The sequence below is a fragment of the Halodesulfovibrio aestuarii DSM 17919 = ATCC 29578 genome, assembly GCF_000384815.1.
GTDB classification, from domain to species: Bacteria; Desulfobacterota; Desulfovibrionia; order Desulfovibrionales; family Desulfovibrionaceae; genus Halodesulfovibrio; species Halodesulfovibrio aestuarii.
Genome location: NZ_ARQF01000016.1, coordinates 1 through 15,182 on the forward strand (window position 1 = coordinate 1; position 15,182 = coordinate 15,182).

The 15,182-nt window shown below is 42.9% G+C and carries 9 protein-coding genes and 1 tRNA gene; 5 read left to right on the forward strand and 5 right to left on the reverse strand.

Annotated elements, in window-relative coordinates:
- Positions 1-7,738, reverse strand: a 7,738-nt coding sequence (locus F461_RS0101475) for a hemagglutinin repeat-containing protein (RefSeq protein ID WP_019999388.1), incomplete at its 3' end; no start/stop codon positions are given.
- 9 nt (positions 7,739-7,747) lie between these two features.
- Entirely contained in the window at positions 7,748-9,484 is a 1,737-nt protein-coding gene (locus F461_RS0101480; protein ID WP_019999389.1) for a ShlB/FhaC/HecB family hemolysin secretion/activation protein, read from the reverse strand.
- A gap of 985 nt (positions 9,485-10,469) precedes the next feature.
- On the opposite strand from F461_RS0101480, the gene F461_RS0101485 reads away from it, so the two are divergent.
- Together F461_RS0101485 and F461_RS19130 are read left to right on the forward strand one after the other, a co-directional pair.
- The gene (locus F461_RS0101485) at positions 10,470-10,739 is read left to right on the forward strand and encodes a hypothetical protein (RefSeq protein WP_026364557.1); all 270 of its coding nucleotides are present in this window, start codon (positions 10,470-10,472) and stop codon (positions 10,737-10,739) included.
- 17 nt (positions 10,740-10,756) lie between these two features.
- Positions 10,757-10,903: a hypothetical protein gene (locus F461_RS19130; protein ID WP_155881372.1), complete on the forward strand. Its 147-nt coding sequence runs from the start codon at positions 10,757-10,759 to the stop codon at positions 10,901-10,903.
- Between the two features lie 242 nt (positions 10,904-11,145).
- Here the strand turns inward: F461_RS19130 and F461_RS0101495 are convergent.
- Positions 11,146-11,221, reverse strand: a tRNA-Thr gene (locus F461_RS0101495).
- Between the two features lie 74 nt (positions 11,222-11,295).
- Positions 11,296-11,859, reverse strand: a complete 564-nt coding sequence (locus tag F461_RS0101500) for a hypothetical protein (RefSeq protein ID WP_019999391.1) — start codon at positions 11,857-11,859, stop codon at positions 11,296-11,298.
- A gap of 242 nt (positions 11,860-12,101) precedes the next feature.
- Between F461_RS0101500 and F461_RS0101505 the strand changes: the two genes are divergently transcribed.
- On the forward strand, positions 12,102-12,452 hold the full coding sequence (locus F461_RS0101505; RefSeq protein WP_019999392.1) for a hypothetical protein: 351 nt from the start codon (positions 12,102-12,104) through the stop codon (positions 12,450-12,452).
- A gap of 102 nt (positions 12,453-12,554) precedes the next feature.
- On the opposite strand, the gene F461_RS0101510 is transcribed toward F461_RS0101505, so the two are convergent.
- Positions 12,555-13,238, reverse strand: coding sequence for a GntR family transcriptional regulator (locus F461_RS0101510; RefSeq protein ID WP_019999393.1), 684 nt, complete (start codon positions 13,236-13,238; stop codon positions 12,555-12,557).
- Positions 13,239-13,535: 297 nt separating this feature from the next.
- Between F461_RS0101510 and F461_RS0101520 the strand changes: the two genes are divergently transcribed.
- Complete coding sequence (locus tag F461_RS0101520; protein ID WP_019999395.1) at positions 13,536-13,715, forward strand: TAXI family TRAP transporter solute-binding subunit; 180 nt, start codon at positions 13,536-13,538, stop codon at positions 13,713-13,715.
- 190 nt (positions 13,716-13,905) lie between these two features.
- Entirely contained in the window at positions 13,906-15,147 is a 1,242-nt protein-coding gene (locus F461_RS16770) for a nickel pincer cofactor-dependent isomerase, group 22 (RefSeq protein WP_019999396.1), read from the forward strand.
- The last annotated feature ends 35 nt before the right edge of the window (positions 15,148-15,182 follow it).

Sequence of the window (15,182 nt, forward strand, 5' to 3'; positions counted from 1 at the left end):
TTAACCCAGCAGGTGTCGTCCAAATTTCTTTCTGTGGATCATAGGTTACAGGTAGCTCTTGACCATATGGTCGATCATTTGAACCCTTCGTAAATTTTGCCAACATTGGCGCTGTAACATCAATCTCACCGCTTTGATCTGGAGTGGTGTGGACGATTGGAGAGCTTGAACCATTATCTGGAGTAACTAATGGGCCAGTGTCAACACCACCTTCTGCTGAGTAACCGTCTGTGCCAGTATCAACACTAGGGGGAGTATTGTCATGCTCGGAAGGTAACGATGGCACATCATTACCGGAGTATCCAGGAACCGGCTCCATTCCGTTGGCAGTCTCGATGTAACGTGCGCCCGTACTTACAACTGATGTCCCGTCTTCGTTTTGGCCAACTCTATAATACTCCCCTGTCCCTCTATCTTCAATGTATTCCAACTTACCAGTAACTGGATCTCTTCTTGCATTGCCGACGTAAAAAAGTTTTTCATCCCCAGAGTCAGTTTCCAATACAGCCAGCCCCTTTTGGGCAGCAAAGATAGGAGACAACTTCACAAACGTAGAAATTAAGGCTACGGCACCGGCTTCGCCCATTGTCACAGCTAGGTTGCAAGCATCATCAAGTCCTCTAGACAATTCATCAGCAACCTCAGGATATTTTTCACTGATAACTTTTAGTGTACCTGCAGTGAACAATGTTACGCCTGCCAACAGGACAGCATCGTCCACTCCCACAACAGCTAGTAGGTTCTTTATATTCTCTAAGTAAGGCTTGCCATCGGTATACGTTAGCACAAAGCCATCTTTAGCAACTATATCTGCGACATCACTCAATCTGCTAAGCTGTGAACCGATTATGCCTAGTGCTTCTGAATTGCTTTTCCCCTCATCTCGCAGTTTTGTATATTCTTCACCAACTGCATCTGAAAGTGACTTACGAGCTTCCTCTGAGTTTACTCCTTTATTTACTGCAAGTATCTCAGCAGCATCCTTAGAAACTTTTTCTTTAAAGTCTTCAAGTTCTTGGGGAGTTAGAGTTTCCTTACCCTTTAAGTCCGCTATGCAGTCAGTTATTTTTGTATGCAGATTTTTAATTTTATTTGTAAGTTCCTTACCGCCACTTGCAATATCTGCAATCGTCGCACTATCAATGTAGACCTTAACGACAGTTTCACTGTTCTTAGTAAGCTCCTGTGCTTTTGCTAAATTTCGATTTAAGCCATCAAGCGATGCATTGGGATCAGAGCGAATGATGATTGTGCCCGCACCAATTGTTGCGCGGTTAATCTGACGTTTATCGTGCGAAGAATAGCCACCGGAAATGGTTGCTGTATCAATGATATTGTTGGGGTCTTGCGGATTTGTAGATGCCTCGTTCGCATCAGCAGCTTTCGGAGTAAAAGATGTGGATGCACTTACATTTGCATTGAAGCCTTTCCCTTTATCGGAATCTTTTATGTCAGCGAAAGTAAGTGTTTCCGTGTTTAGCGTTAGGTTATCGTTTTCAGCAGCAATAACCGCACCTTCAACATGGGTATTTTTCCCTGTATAAATATCTACTTTCTTTTCACCGACAATAGATGTTTGAGTGTCTACCCATTTTGATTTTGAACTGTTACTTCCTACACCGGCATTAACACTGACACTCACACCATAGCCAACGGTGACTGAACCACCGACACTAAGCTGCGACCCCTTAGAACTAGTTTTTCCTTGGACGCTACGTACAGTCAGGTTTTCGCCGACATTCATATCGACAGTTGAACCTTTCAGATTCGCGCCTTGAATTGTAGTATCTTTTTCGGAAGTTACTGAAAGGGATTGACCTGCCGTTACACCAGTATTCACGGGAGTAACAACTTTGCCTTTTCCTTCAGAAAGGGAAACAGCAGCAGAACCTGTAACACCAATAGAAGCGCCACCGGCACCGACACTGGCACCGATGCCTCCACGTGCATCGGCAAAGGATGTGCTGAAAGAAGAAGTATATGTATTCTCTGTTGACGAAACGAAAACATCGTCTCCGGCAGTTAATGAGACATCATTTGCGGCATGAATTTGGGCTCCGGTAATAGACAAATCATCATTAGCCGTCAGACTAATGTTATTACCTGAGTTAATGCTTGATGCTATTGCAACTTTTGAAGTGTTTTCCTGTTTTGCTTCTGAATAAGTGGCACCCGCTGTGGCCGAAATAGAGGCTGTATTGGTCATAGCAGAGCTAAGAGCTGAATAAGCCTCCATTGCGGCACTTGCAGCTGTAACGGCTTCTGCTGCGGCATTGCCTTTACCTGCCTGTAGAGCATTAGGAAGGTCTGCAAGAGTACGCGCTACTCTAGTTACACTTTGCTTTGCAGCTAGCTTTGCTCCGACCTCAATATCACGAACATAAGAATCTATTTTTTCTACATCATGCGCAGCTTCTATACTAATATCTTCACCCGCGCTGATTGTAACATTCTCACCAGATGCTATATTTGATGAGATTTGGGTTACATTTCTTCCAGATGAAATTGTTACATTCTTATTAGCTGCAAGGTTTGACTGTGCGTTATAAAGACCAGAGAACTCTTCTTTTTGTTCTGTTATCTTAATACCACTCGACAAACTAATTTCATCTTCGGAAAAATTAAACCCAAAACCTGCAACGCTTTTCTTAGTCGATTGGGTTGATTCTTCCTCACTTCGACCGGAAAGAATATTTACATCACGCCCAGCAGTTATCTTCAGGTCTTCATTTGCCATGAGTTCAGAGCCTATTACTACCGCATCATTATGAGCTGCGATAGTAATGTTCTCATTTGAAATGACGCTGGAACCAACGCTCGTGGAGTGCTTAGCTGAACCTTTACCTACACTGCTTTCAGCATAGGTCAGCCAACCTGAATCAAATCCTAACGAAAAGCCTGATTTTTCCTTTTTATTACGGGAGGTATATTCATTTTGCGCAGCAACAATGTTTATGTCCCCCTGATTGCTTGTTAACGAAAGCTCCCCATCAGAAAAAATATTGCTTGCAGACAACCTTACGTCATCTTCTGCTGTCGCAGAGAACGTTCCCCCAGAACTCAGATTGCTGGCAACCTGCGTAGAGCTAGTATAGTCGCCGCTTTTTAGCTTTGCCCCTAAAAACCCCTTACTGCTATGGTACCGTGATGATTCATGAACATCTTGTGCTGAAGCAACGCTAATCTTGCCGCTCGACTCTAGCGCCAGATTGCCGTCCGCATTGATGTCACTACCAATAACAGCTAAATCTCCTTCACCGGCAGATCCAGCAAGAATCTTTACATTACCGCCGCCTGAAATCTTTGAGCCCTTGTTACGAATATTAAGTTCATGCCCTGAGCTGACCTTTTTCTTGCCAAACACCCCACTGCCTTTGGACTTACTATAGTAATAAAACTCGTTGTGCTCAGCAGCTGAGGTAATGTTTACGTGTTCACCAGCCGTAATGGAGGTGTCAGCACCGGAGGCTGCAAGGCTTGCCTGCATTGCCACATCCCGTCCGGCGGATATTTCTATATTTTCTCCAGCAGCAACAACGCTTTCGTCAAAATGAGAGTCTTTACTCCATGATCTATTTTTCTTTCCACGGTCAATGTGTGAACTTGCAGTAGTTTCTTTGCCTACTATCGCCACATCACGCACTGCAGAAATAGAAGTGTTTCCACCTGAAACAACATCTGTCCCACTTAAGACAACATCGTTACCAGCCGTTAATTGCAGATCACCAGTTGCGCGTATTGCGCCGCGTGCTCCAGAAGTTTGTACAACACTGCCTCCGGCATTATGCGTCTTAACATACTTATCTGAGACAATATCTCCCTCTGCAGTAAGTGAGACATTCCCCCCTTCTATTACACCACTTCTGTTTGTAATATCACCCGTTGCTGTAACGGCTACGCTTGTAGCACCAGAAACCGTGCCACCAGAGTTCAAAAACTCTTCTGTGGTAATTGTCACGTCTTCTTTGGCGACTATTGCTCCACTATTCTTCACATCGTCAGCAACAACCTTAACACTTTTGCCAACAATAACAGCACCGTCTGTGGCTAGTTTATCAAGGCTGTTTGAAGCCAGATACACAACAGGAACAAAGACTTCTTCTCCTGCAACTGTTTTTTTCTCCATCCAGAGAATATCATTATGCAGTGAAGCTATCTGGTCTTCCGTAAGGGCCACGCCTACACTTAATGAGAGAGAATCTTTTTCCGCTAGCGCATTGTCCATTAAGATCTGCATTTGATCTGCGTCAGACGTAACGCCGGAATCTAAGAATCTACCACCTGTAAGCTTGTAAATCTGTTCTTGGACTAATTTGGTTTCATAGCCAGCATCACCGAGAACCTGCTCTGTTTCGTCCATGGTAAAACCGGCACGCTTAAAGAAATAGTCTGATCCAAGAAACTCAGACATGCTAAGTAATACAGGATTAGTCTCCACCCTATAGCGGTGACCTGGAGTTTTATTGATTATGTATAATTGGCTAAGGTGTTCCGGAAGCAAAGGAACTTCCACTTTTGAAAAATGACTATCGTCGACTGGAGCGACGGGAGTTTCACCAGCAAGGGGGGAAAGCACCGATGCCATAGTACTTTCTGGATACGTGCCTTGTCCGCCTGTAGTGTAGGATTCTATACCATTCGTTGCATGTGTTGCAGTAATTACAACATCTCCTCCGGCAACTATTGTTCCGCCGGAGCCTGCAATCTTAATATCTTTTTTCTCAACACCACTTCCGTGATTCTCATACCGAGGACTACGGTGTTCATTATATTTACCGATTCCCCATATAACAGAGCTGTGAGAATAGGCCGCATTTTCTTCGTTAACAAAGTTTGTAGTGTCTACTGTTATATCACCAAGAATTGATGTTAATGCGCTACCAGTATTTCTAAAGTTAGTACTGGAAATATACAAATCATCTTTGGCTGTAATAGTAGCCATTTTATCTATATTTTCTGCACTATCTTCTACTGTAACAGCTTTAACCAAAACTGAATATCGTGGAGACCTTACCGCATACTCATGGCCACTATTCAAATGTCCTTGCGCAGAATTAACATAACTTTCTCGAGTTGGGTCCGGTTTAACAAGAAGTTCCTCTCTTGATTTATTAATTGCCGCTTGAACTTCTGATCGTGAAAACGTTCTTTCTGCTGTATTCAGACCAAGAGCCCGTAGCATAGCATTGTCAACTGCCCAGGTACGACGCCTAGAGTAACTAAAAGGATCTCCTGTTAAAGATGTAAAAAAGTCTTCACAGTTATCTCGTGTATTCCCAGTGCTACAATATGCACCTCGAAAAACACTCTCACGTCCAGCGACTACAGAATATTCACTGTTGTAGTTAATAAATTCGTCTGCAGAAATGGTAATAGAACCACCATATGACTCTATTTGACCAGAGGCATTAGTAAAGGACGCCATACTCTCACCAGCAGCTTCACCTTCAAGGGTAATATCCCCTTTCGATATGACCGCCCCTTTGTCATTGGTAAACTGGCCTTTAATGCTAGCATGGATATTGCCAGCCGAAGCCAATACCCCTGTATTGGTTACAGAATCAGTGGCATGCAAATTAAGATCTGTACCAGCGGATACGGTTGCGGAGTTGCTAATTTTTGAGGCATCGAGTTCAATTGTCGGGGCATCAATGACTGCTGAGATTCTTCCTGTCTCTGCTGTGAGTTCAATCTTATCATTTGCTGCCACTTCAACACGATCATTGGACACCAGTAAACCTGACGCAGCTACGTTATTCCCAGAAACTCGCAGAAGATTTCCTGCAGAGAATTGTCCTTTGGCAGAGACATCCCCTGTGCCTGCAATAGAAAGGTTATTTCCTGCTATGACATGGCCTGAAAGATCTATTCCGCTTGCTTTAAGGTAAACTGAGCCAATTGATGAAATATCGTTTGAAGAAGTCCAGTTCCCCCCTACGTCCAAAGACAGATCACCTCCGGAAGTAATACCTTCATGGAGTTGCAGTTGGCCTGCGTTAAGAACAAAGTCTTTTCCAGAGGAAAGGAGAGCTCTCGTAGTAATGCTGTCATCTGCACGTAAATGCATTGCATCCGTGGAGAGTACTTTTTCTGCAATATCCATGGAGCCAGCTTGGAATGCCAATTCTTGCCCGGCAGACAATACTCCGCTTGTGATAAGCCCATGACCGACTACAGCGCGGAAATCGCCACCAGCAATAGCGGACTGCAGCACCTTAAGATTATCAGCAGACAGAGCAATATTACCCTGCGACGATATGGCATTTGATATAACAGCAACCTGACTTGCAGAGATTGTTAAGTCACTACCAGTGGTAATATCACCAGCCACCTCTATATCTTGTCCCTGTAAAGTCGTCTGAGCTAAAGATGACATTGTGCCAGAGGTCGCCAACTTACCTGTGCTTTCAATCTCTATAGAACCGTTTGCTGTGATATCGCCTTCTAAAGTAGCTACCCCTGCGGTAACGGTCATTGACCCACCAGAAGCGATATCGCCAGTGCTATGCACACCCTCCTGACCTTCAATGCGTAGAACCTTACCCGCAGTAACAGAGCTATCTACTCTTATGCTTTTGCCTTTAAGAGTTAGCTTGTCCTCAGAAGACAACTTGTCTGAAATCTCAATATGATTACGAGCTGTAACCCCTAGCTCAGATCCAGCAGAAACGCCTCCATTTACGGCCACATCACTTGCAGAAAAAGCAATGTTATTTCCCGCTACGAGAGGGTCAGAATTATCCGTTTTACGCTCTATTGTTATTGCATTATTTGCATCAAGTTTAATTGCGCCCGACGAATTAACGGCACCAGAAATAACTATAGAATCCCCGGAAGCGATTAATTCATTTTGCGCTACTATATTATTGCGTAGTTGAATCTTGCCGGCTGAACTAATTTCCAAATGATCAGTAGACTGCGTCAACCCTTCAAGGTTAACACCAACCCCTTTTTCTGTTCCTACAAGACGAATACGGTCAGCATACATACCGCCAAGAGCTGTTGAGTCGATTGAAACGGCTGGCTTACTTCCGCTAGCTTCAGAAGAAGCCATCCTACCGGATAAATAGTCATATTGGCCTGTTCCTGTAGTTACGGTGAGATCTTTGGCGTAAATACCAGCATTAATCTTAGCCACACGGGTAACCATAGAAAATGCATCAATATTGCGAGCATTTAGTCCCGCACCACTGATTTCAATATCACCCTTATCAACATCCAAACCAAGAAGATTTTCATGTTCATCCCAACGTGGAACCCCTGTTGTGAGCATCGCTTTAGGGATATTAATAAATCCACCGCCATTAACAGTAATGCCGTTAGGGTTGGCTAAGATATAATCCGCACGTTTTCCGAAAACCTCAATATATCCATTCAATAAAGAACGGTTTGTTCCGGTTACTTCGTTAACAATTTTAGCTGCTGATCCAGAATGTAATAACGGGTTCGCACCAATAACGCCGCCAAGTTGAGATCTACCAATCGCATTGCTGTTGTTAATAATTACGCCACGATTTGATACATTGAACTCAGTGTACTTACTATGCGAGATGCCGTGTCGATTAGGAGCAGGGATGTTCACTATAGGAACACCATTTCGTGCCGCATCTAGCTGTGCCTGATGTTTTGCCTTCGCACCAGTATCAACAATGATTCCTTGTGCATGAACAAGTGCAGGCGAAAAAGTCATCAGAAAACATAGTACTGAACATAAAATTTTGTGATAAAGAGAACTCATGGTGACACCTTAAAACGTTAGCTTTACAGAGGAATATATTTCAAAATCATTTTTCAAAAGATAATCAGGCGCATCTAATGGCTTTGCGAAAACAATTTCTGCCGCCAAACGTCCGCCACCGGTGCGTATTCCCAATACTGCACCTTGCAGTGTCCCCCCGTTATAGGCATCATGCTGATCCTCCAATACACATCCAGCATCATACCCAGCAAATATTTCAATAGACTTCGCCAACCCCCACATATCTTCCATAGGAATGATCAATGCCAAATCATTCCTTACATATCCCCCGGTACTTCCATAAATATTGTCCTCATGAAATCCACGCACCGTATACCTACTCCCTATGCTGAACTGTTCCGCAGAGTAGAGAGTATCTGGAGACCATTGGGTGGAAAAAATAGATGAAAATACGAACTGGTTTGAATAAATCGTAAACGGGCGCATTACACTAAGATTCAATGTGGCTTTATCAAATGTTGTCTGAGGTGACGCCAAAGAAAACTCAGAATCCGTTGGCTGAACGCCAAATATTGGCAGTCCCTTAGTGTACTCACCACGAATGGATATGGCGGTGCCTAATACACGGACAACACCACTGCCGTACATCGAAAGATCTGTAAGTTGATAGCTGCTTGCAAGTAATTTTGTGTCGTCAAGGTAGGTGCGTATACAACGACTTAAAAAGGATGTTCCAAGAGTAAATTTGCTATTAGCACTTCGATACACAACACGCTCTAACGAGGCTCCACCTGTCAAGGTTTCACCTGTGTTACGCAATTGCATATTTCCATCACCGATGAGGCTGTTATATTTAAATACACCAAAGGTTCCCGAAAAAGACCAATACCCATACCCCATCGTATAGAAAGATTGCAGACTATAACTCCTCAATCCTTCATAATTAAATAGATTTTCAGCATCACCACTAAACGAAATAGAAAGAAGATCATTTAGGTCGAACAAGTTGTCTTTTTCAAAAGAAGACAAAAATTGTGTCGTGCCCGTAAGCTCTTGACCGGAGTTGTCTACACCGAAAGCGGGACGCCAGGTACGCGTCGGCTGATTGTCAATAACCACACATGTTGTGCCAACTTTTTCACCAGGCTCAAGGCGTATTTTAGCATTATTTGAAGGCAACTTATTAAGCTGATCAAGTCCCTGCTCAATATCTCGAATATTAAGCTTACGACCATTAAGATCTGGGAAAGCACAATAGAGTTGCCTTTCTCCATTTTCTGCTGGCGGATTAAATTTAAAAGACGTTACCTCTCCTTCAACAACAACTAACTTCAACACGCCAGAACCCATATCTTGTTGTGGGACAAAAATACGTGAAGTTATGTATCCTTTTGCGATGTAGAGGTTTGTTAGCTCGCGTATAAGCTCCTTAATATCAGCAAGGCGCAAGCACTTGGAGCTATAGCGTGCTATAATTTCACTATACTCATCTTCATCAAGTAACGTGCACCCAGTCAGTGATATGGTCTTTATTGAAACACATATTTTTTGATCTGCCTCTTCAGGGCTTTTGGGTAGCAAGTACTCTTCATCACCAAGAGATTTTTCGTACTGCTCTTTGTGTTTTTTCTGTAGTTCTTTCCTTCGTTGTTCTTCTTGTTGTTGTAATACAGCATCGTTTCTAAATATAGATTCTTCCGTACTTGAATACCCATCAAGAGGTTGACCCATCAACAAAAGCGATACGTTGCATAATAAAAGTAGAGCAGTAGCAAGTTTGTGCATATTTTTTCATTCTTATTTTTTTATTAACGAAAACTTTAGCTGCGCTATATGCGCAAATGAAATTTTTATCATTAAAAAAATTATTATTTCTTCATGTTATGTTCATAACAGAAAATAAAAATGCATTGCAATACTGTTACACGGATGAGATACTTTACAGTTCTTCATCTAGATCAATAGGCAATTAATGTTGTAATAAAATGTAAGGTGAACTAATTTTAAAAATCAGACTCGAAAAACACATTAACAATTCAAACTAAACAGTTATAGAAAGTTCATAATACTTTTTCGGCAACCTATGTAATTTGCGAGTCTTTATAAGAAAAGAAATTGAAGTAGTAATATGTTGTATAGGGAGAACTCCCAGCTAAATACCTATTCCATAATGAAAAATCTTACTTTAAACGATCATGTTAACGAAAATTTCCCCATTCTCCTTAATAGCAAATTGGATAAATTCCTTACCGCTGTTCGTTGAACACAAAAAAAGCCCTCACAGTCGTCACTGTAAGGGCTTAATTCTCATGGCGGAGAAGGAGGGATTCGAATCGAAACATAACCATTTGGATTTTAATAGTTTAAAAAAATAATGAGATTATAATGTGCCACCTTGTGTACCACATTTGGACGGCTACCGGGTTCAACTCCTCGATATCTATGTACTAGATCGCCAAAATTTCTATTTGCCTAACTTCACTCAACAGATCATTGCAACGAAGCACCACCATCAGAACGACTTCCCAAAGAACTTTGGGGAGTTCTTGAATGGTTCGTTACGACAAACGAAAAGAATGGGATAAGTAAGCTACAATCGTCCATTACTGGTTCGTGACAATTCACCCTACTACCTCGAGGTGGCCGCTATTGCAGGAAAACCAGTTATCGGCCACTGCGACTGCTGCGGTCACCTGATCTGCAAAGGCGAACCACACACCAACAACTACGGCTTATGGTGTACCCGCTGTATGCCGAAGGGGTAAAAGACATGGCAACAAATACCATAACCGTAAGCATAGACGCTATGCGCCGGAACACTGCTCAAAATTACTTAAACGCACACCGTACGCTTGAAACTCTCTTCGAAAAAATGGACGGAGCATACAGCTACCTCACAGATAAAGTTAAGGAAGCAATGAACGACCTTAACTCCTCCATTAGCAGCTTGTTTTACATACACATATCCGAAGTCAGCCACTTCTCTGATCTGACAGACGAAGTAGACAAGATTTTCCCTGAAACTTTCGATTTGGATTAAAAATACAAGGAAACAACATGCAGACACATCACGAAATGCCACCTATTAACATTCTACCTGTAAACAAAATTAGCGTATCAGTGGAAGAAGCCAGCCAAGTTACAGGTATCCCCGCAGCCACCCTAAACGTCTGGCGATGCCAAGGACGTGGCCAAAGTATGTAAAGAGTTCTAACCGGATCTATTACAGGCATGACAGCATAAAAAAATATATAGAGTCCAGTGAGTATGCTACTGCCGACCAGCAGTAGAAAAAGCCCCTCGGATTTCTCCGAAGGGCTTTTTCTTGGTATTACTTGTTCTAACCAAATGGTTAACCAAAAGTTAGAAACTCCCTCCTTGGTTAGAAATAGTTTAAAAAAAGAAAAGGCTCTCAGAAGAATAACCTTCTAAGAGCCTTTATTTACTGGAGCCAACAATCGGAATTGAACCGACGACCTACTGATTACGAATCAGTTGCTCTACCGACTGAGCTATGTTGGCTTATGTGAGGAGTGGTTTTTATCGCAATGGGTTATCCGGGTCAAGTGAAAGGTCATTACTTTTAGAAGCGATGCCTATTTGGAAGTGCACTCACCCCAAACTTGGCAGCATTTTCCTGTTGAAGATGATTCAAGATCAACAGCAATGCGAATACGACGCAACGACTTCACAATTTCTTCTGACAGCAGAACGTTTTCAATTACAAAACAGTTTTGTCTCTCACACTGCTTATCAAAACGTTGATGCTCTTCGCCATGGTTACCAATGCCACAGCCGTCAATCAATATAAACGCCGGTTTTCTTATGAGCAAGGCATCTAATGCCTTTTGTGTCAAAAATGTTTCACTTTTTCCATAAACATCACTTCCGTACCCTGCAGAGTTCAGCACGCATGTATAAAAAACTACGGCTTTTCCAATCAAATCCGATTCCGCGAATTGTGCCGCGGTCGGCATCGCCTTGGTACAATCAAAAACAACTACATCCACTTCGTAGGTATCTTTAGTTGGTTCTGTCGTATAGCAATCTAAATGAGTGCCAATGTGTCCAATGGCGTTAACTGAATCGGATTGAGATTTTGCCCACCGATAAGCCGGATGTTCCTCAGTAATTTCAATATGCAATGGTACCAATTTCATAGGTCTCTCCTCAATATAACGTTCGAGGCCTAATCAATTAGCTTTTCAGCGTCAAATACATTCACAAAATGGCACTTTCTTAACTTTTGAACACAAAAGATGCCTCAGATTCTTTAGCCCGTTATCTTGAATGAACAGCGCCCCATTGCTTGCTTGAAAGAATCTACACGCTATCAAATAGACCTGAACAATTCCTCCGTGGTACTGTTTCAGAACATTTCTTTAAAAAGGAGATTTTTTTCATGCCTAACCAAGACTATCCAGGCGTTTGTATGTCCTGCTCAACTAAAGCTTGCCAAGTTGTTGCGCCTGATATTGAAGCAGTGCGCGAACGTGTAAAACACGACCCTATTACTGGATACACAAAAAATGTTGTAAACAACCTAACTACAGCAATGGGTGACAAGTTTGCCGACGAATATGAAGCATACCTTGCTTTTGATGTAGTGAAAGCTGCAATTGTTATGGGCCTCAAAAACGGACAGAAAATCGACTTGGGCGGGCTCGGAGAATTTAATGTTGAAACAGTAAACGGCCAAAAAACTGTTACCTTCCAGCCAGCACCTAGCCTGAACGCAATTCTTAAAGAGTAATGTTGTAAAATGGAATTAATACCAAAAAGGCGGCATCATGCAGATGTCGCCTTTTTCTATATCAATTCATTGTCTCGTTCTGAAAATCGTATTCAAGCTTTTTTATTTTAAGCCAACTTCTTTCTCACATAACGCAAGAGGAGTAATTTTAGAGATGCGCTTTTCATAGGCAGTCTTGGAATTGTAAATATGTCTGCGAGAAAGATCATTTAACACATCGATATCTTTTTTCCGCATTGCCTCAATAAACTCTAAATGCTCTTCTCCGGACTGGAGAATGTACTCTCTTTTATCCCATGCGGCATAACGCGTAATATAAAGTTTAACATGCAGATCATTGATGATTTCAACCAATGCCGCATTGTCCGCACGCTTATATATAATATTATGAAATTCTGTATTTAACCGGCTCAACTCTTCAACATTTGCCGTATCTACGCTATCAAGAAATTTTGCGGCAATGGCTTCAAGCTCCGAAAAATCCTCTTCACGCATATTATTCAGGGCAAGGCTGTAGGCAAATCTTTCTAAATTAATACGGATATCGAACACGTCGCTGATCTCTTTCATAGAAAGACTTACAACACGTGCACCTTTGTATCGCTTCGTTTCAATAAGCCCTTTACTCTCAAGAACCTTGAAGGCGTCACGAATAACGTGGCGCTTAACAGAAAATCTGTCTGCCATGTCTGTTTCGCCAAGACGCTCTCTTGGCAACAGCTGTCCTGAAAGAATAAGATCTTCCAAATGGTCAGCAACAAGCTGGCTAGGAGGACAGTTCTTCATACCAATTTCCTACCATTACTTTCATTTAGAAAAAACACCATAAAAAGGCAGTCTGAATAATATCAACTTTCCACAAAAAGGAAGCTGCTCAGTAAACCATCTGCCACCCTATGTCTAGCTATCTAATAATTATGAACAACACCTAATACAACAAAATTGCTGACAATCTTGCCAAACTCTTGCAAAAACCTACAAAAGCTTGTTTTTATTAACTTAATACAAAAAAGAAGGAGAACCATACATAAAATTTGTTCTCTCACCATCTTTGCCACGTTTTTAGCCATAAACATTCCTGCTATGACGCAGAGCATTAACCGTATCATTATTGCTACTGCCACCACAGGCGGCACATTTTACCCCGCAGGTGTTGGTATCGGCACTCTTATTAATTTAAAACCTGCTAAAACTAATAACATTACCGCAACGGCTATTAACTCCGCACGCTCAGGTAAACACATTGAAATAATGAAACCATGAAGCACACACATCCGGTACTTCATCTTGCTTTTCCGCGGCATAACGGTGCTGCTTTACGTTCTGCCGGAACTGCTGGATTGGCGTTGTCATTTTTGCTATTCTCACAGGTATGCTTAACTATACCAACGTGTTCGACAGGAATGACCTATAGAAAAATCCGCACTGACAGAAGCTGCATAGCAGGAATACCATGCCATACCCTATCTTCTATGACGTCGAACAAACATTTGAGACGTCTCAACTTGATGATATTGCAAAGACCGTAGATACGGTATTTGCTTCTTTTGACAGTTCGTCAGTAAAGCAAAACGCACGAATCGGCATTACGGTCGGCTCACGTGGTATCGACTGCATTGTGCCGCTGCTGCAAGCTGTTGTACGCAACCTTAAAATCATGGGACTGCGTCCTTTCATCATACCTTCAATGGGTTCCCATGGCGGTTCTACCGCTGAAGGGCAGACTGCTATTCTTGCCAAGCTCGGCATCACAGAAGAGTCAGCGGGGTGCCCTATTGTTTCATCTATAGAGACAGTCAGCCTTGGAACGCTGAATGAAGGCGCAGAAGTATTTGTGGCAAAAGATGCACTGGAAGCGGACTATATTTTTGTGATGAACCGTGTAAAGCCGCACACGCTGTTCCATGGAGAAGTCGAATCCGGCCTGTGCAAGATGCTCGCAATTGGACTCGGCAAACCTCGCGGGGCAGACAACCTGCACAACTTCCCGCTGGAACAAGTAATCAAACCTGCTGCGCTGCGTATACTGGAAAATATTACCCTGCTCGCAGGTCTCGCTATAGTAGAGAATGCTGTAGAACAACTGCACAGCATACGGCTCTGCACACCGGAAGATATAGTAAAAACAGATTCTGCCCTGTTGTCTGTGTCCTCTGCTCTTCTGCCGCGTATTCCTGTTGATTCGCTTGACCTTCTCATCATCGATGAAATGGGCAAGAATATCAGCGGAACCGGCATGGATACCAACGTTATCGGAACATGGCGACGTATGGCTGGCGAGCGAAAGCCGGAATACAAAACACTTGTCGTGTTGAACCTTACCCCGCAATCACAAGGCAACGCGCACGGCATCGGCATGGCTGATCTCATCCCGCAACGTCTTGCAGATTCCATAGACCCCACCGCAACGTATGCAAACTCGCTCACTACCGGAGTATGGGCAAGCGGACGATTGCCAATAACACTCCCTACAGACAAGGCCGTTATTGATGCAGCACTGGCAAAAGCTCCAGAGCATATACGGGCAGTGCGCATCACAAACACGCTCTCTTTGCAACATTTCTGGGCGACAGAAGCAGTTCTCGACGATCTTGCAATGGCTGGCGCAACCATCCACCTACCATGCTCTCATCCTCTCGAGTTTGACGACGCCGGTACTCTGCAGCCATTTTATAAACTACCGGACAAAACGTGATACACATGTTCCGGACGATAAAAATACTCAAACAA

Excerpts from the sequence above, each read along its gene's own strand:
- F461_RS0101500 (WP_019999391.1), bottom strand. The coding sequence starts at position 11,859 with ATGAAATTGGTACCATTGCATATTGAAATTACTGAGGAACATCCGGCT.
- F461_RS0101480 (WP_019999389.1), bottom strand. The coding sequence starts at position 9,484 with ATGCACAAACTTGCTACTGCTCTACTTTTATTATGCAACGTATCGCTT.
- F461_RS0101520 (WP_019999395.1), top strand. The coding sequence starts at position 13,536 with ATGACGCAGAGCATTAACCGTATCATTATTGCTACTGCCACCACAGGC.
- F461_RS0101505 (WP_019999392.1), top strand. The coding sequence starts at position 12,102 with ATGCCTAACCAAGACTATCCAGGCGTTTGTATGTCCTGCTCAACTAAA.
- F461_RS19130 (WP_155881372.1), top strand. The coding sequence starts at position 10,757 with ATGCAGACACATCACGAAATGCCACCTATTAACATTCTACCTGTAAAC.
- F461_RS0101510 (WP_019999393.1), bottom strand. The coding sequence starts at position 13,238 with ATGAAGAACTGTCCTCCTAGCCAGCTTGTTGCTGACCATTTGGAAGAT.
- F461_RS16770 (WP_019999396.1), top strand. The coding sequence starts at position 13,906 with ATGCCATACCCTATCTTCTATGACGTCGAACAAACATTTGAGACGTCT.
- F461_RS0101485 (WP_026364557.1), top strand. The coding sequence starts at position 10,470 with ATGGCAACAAATACCATAACCGTAAGCATAGACGCTATGCGCCGGAAC.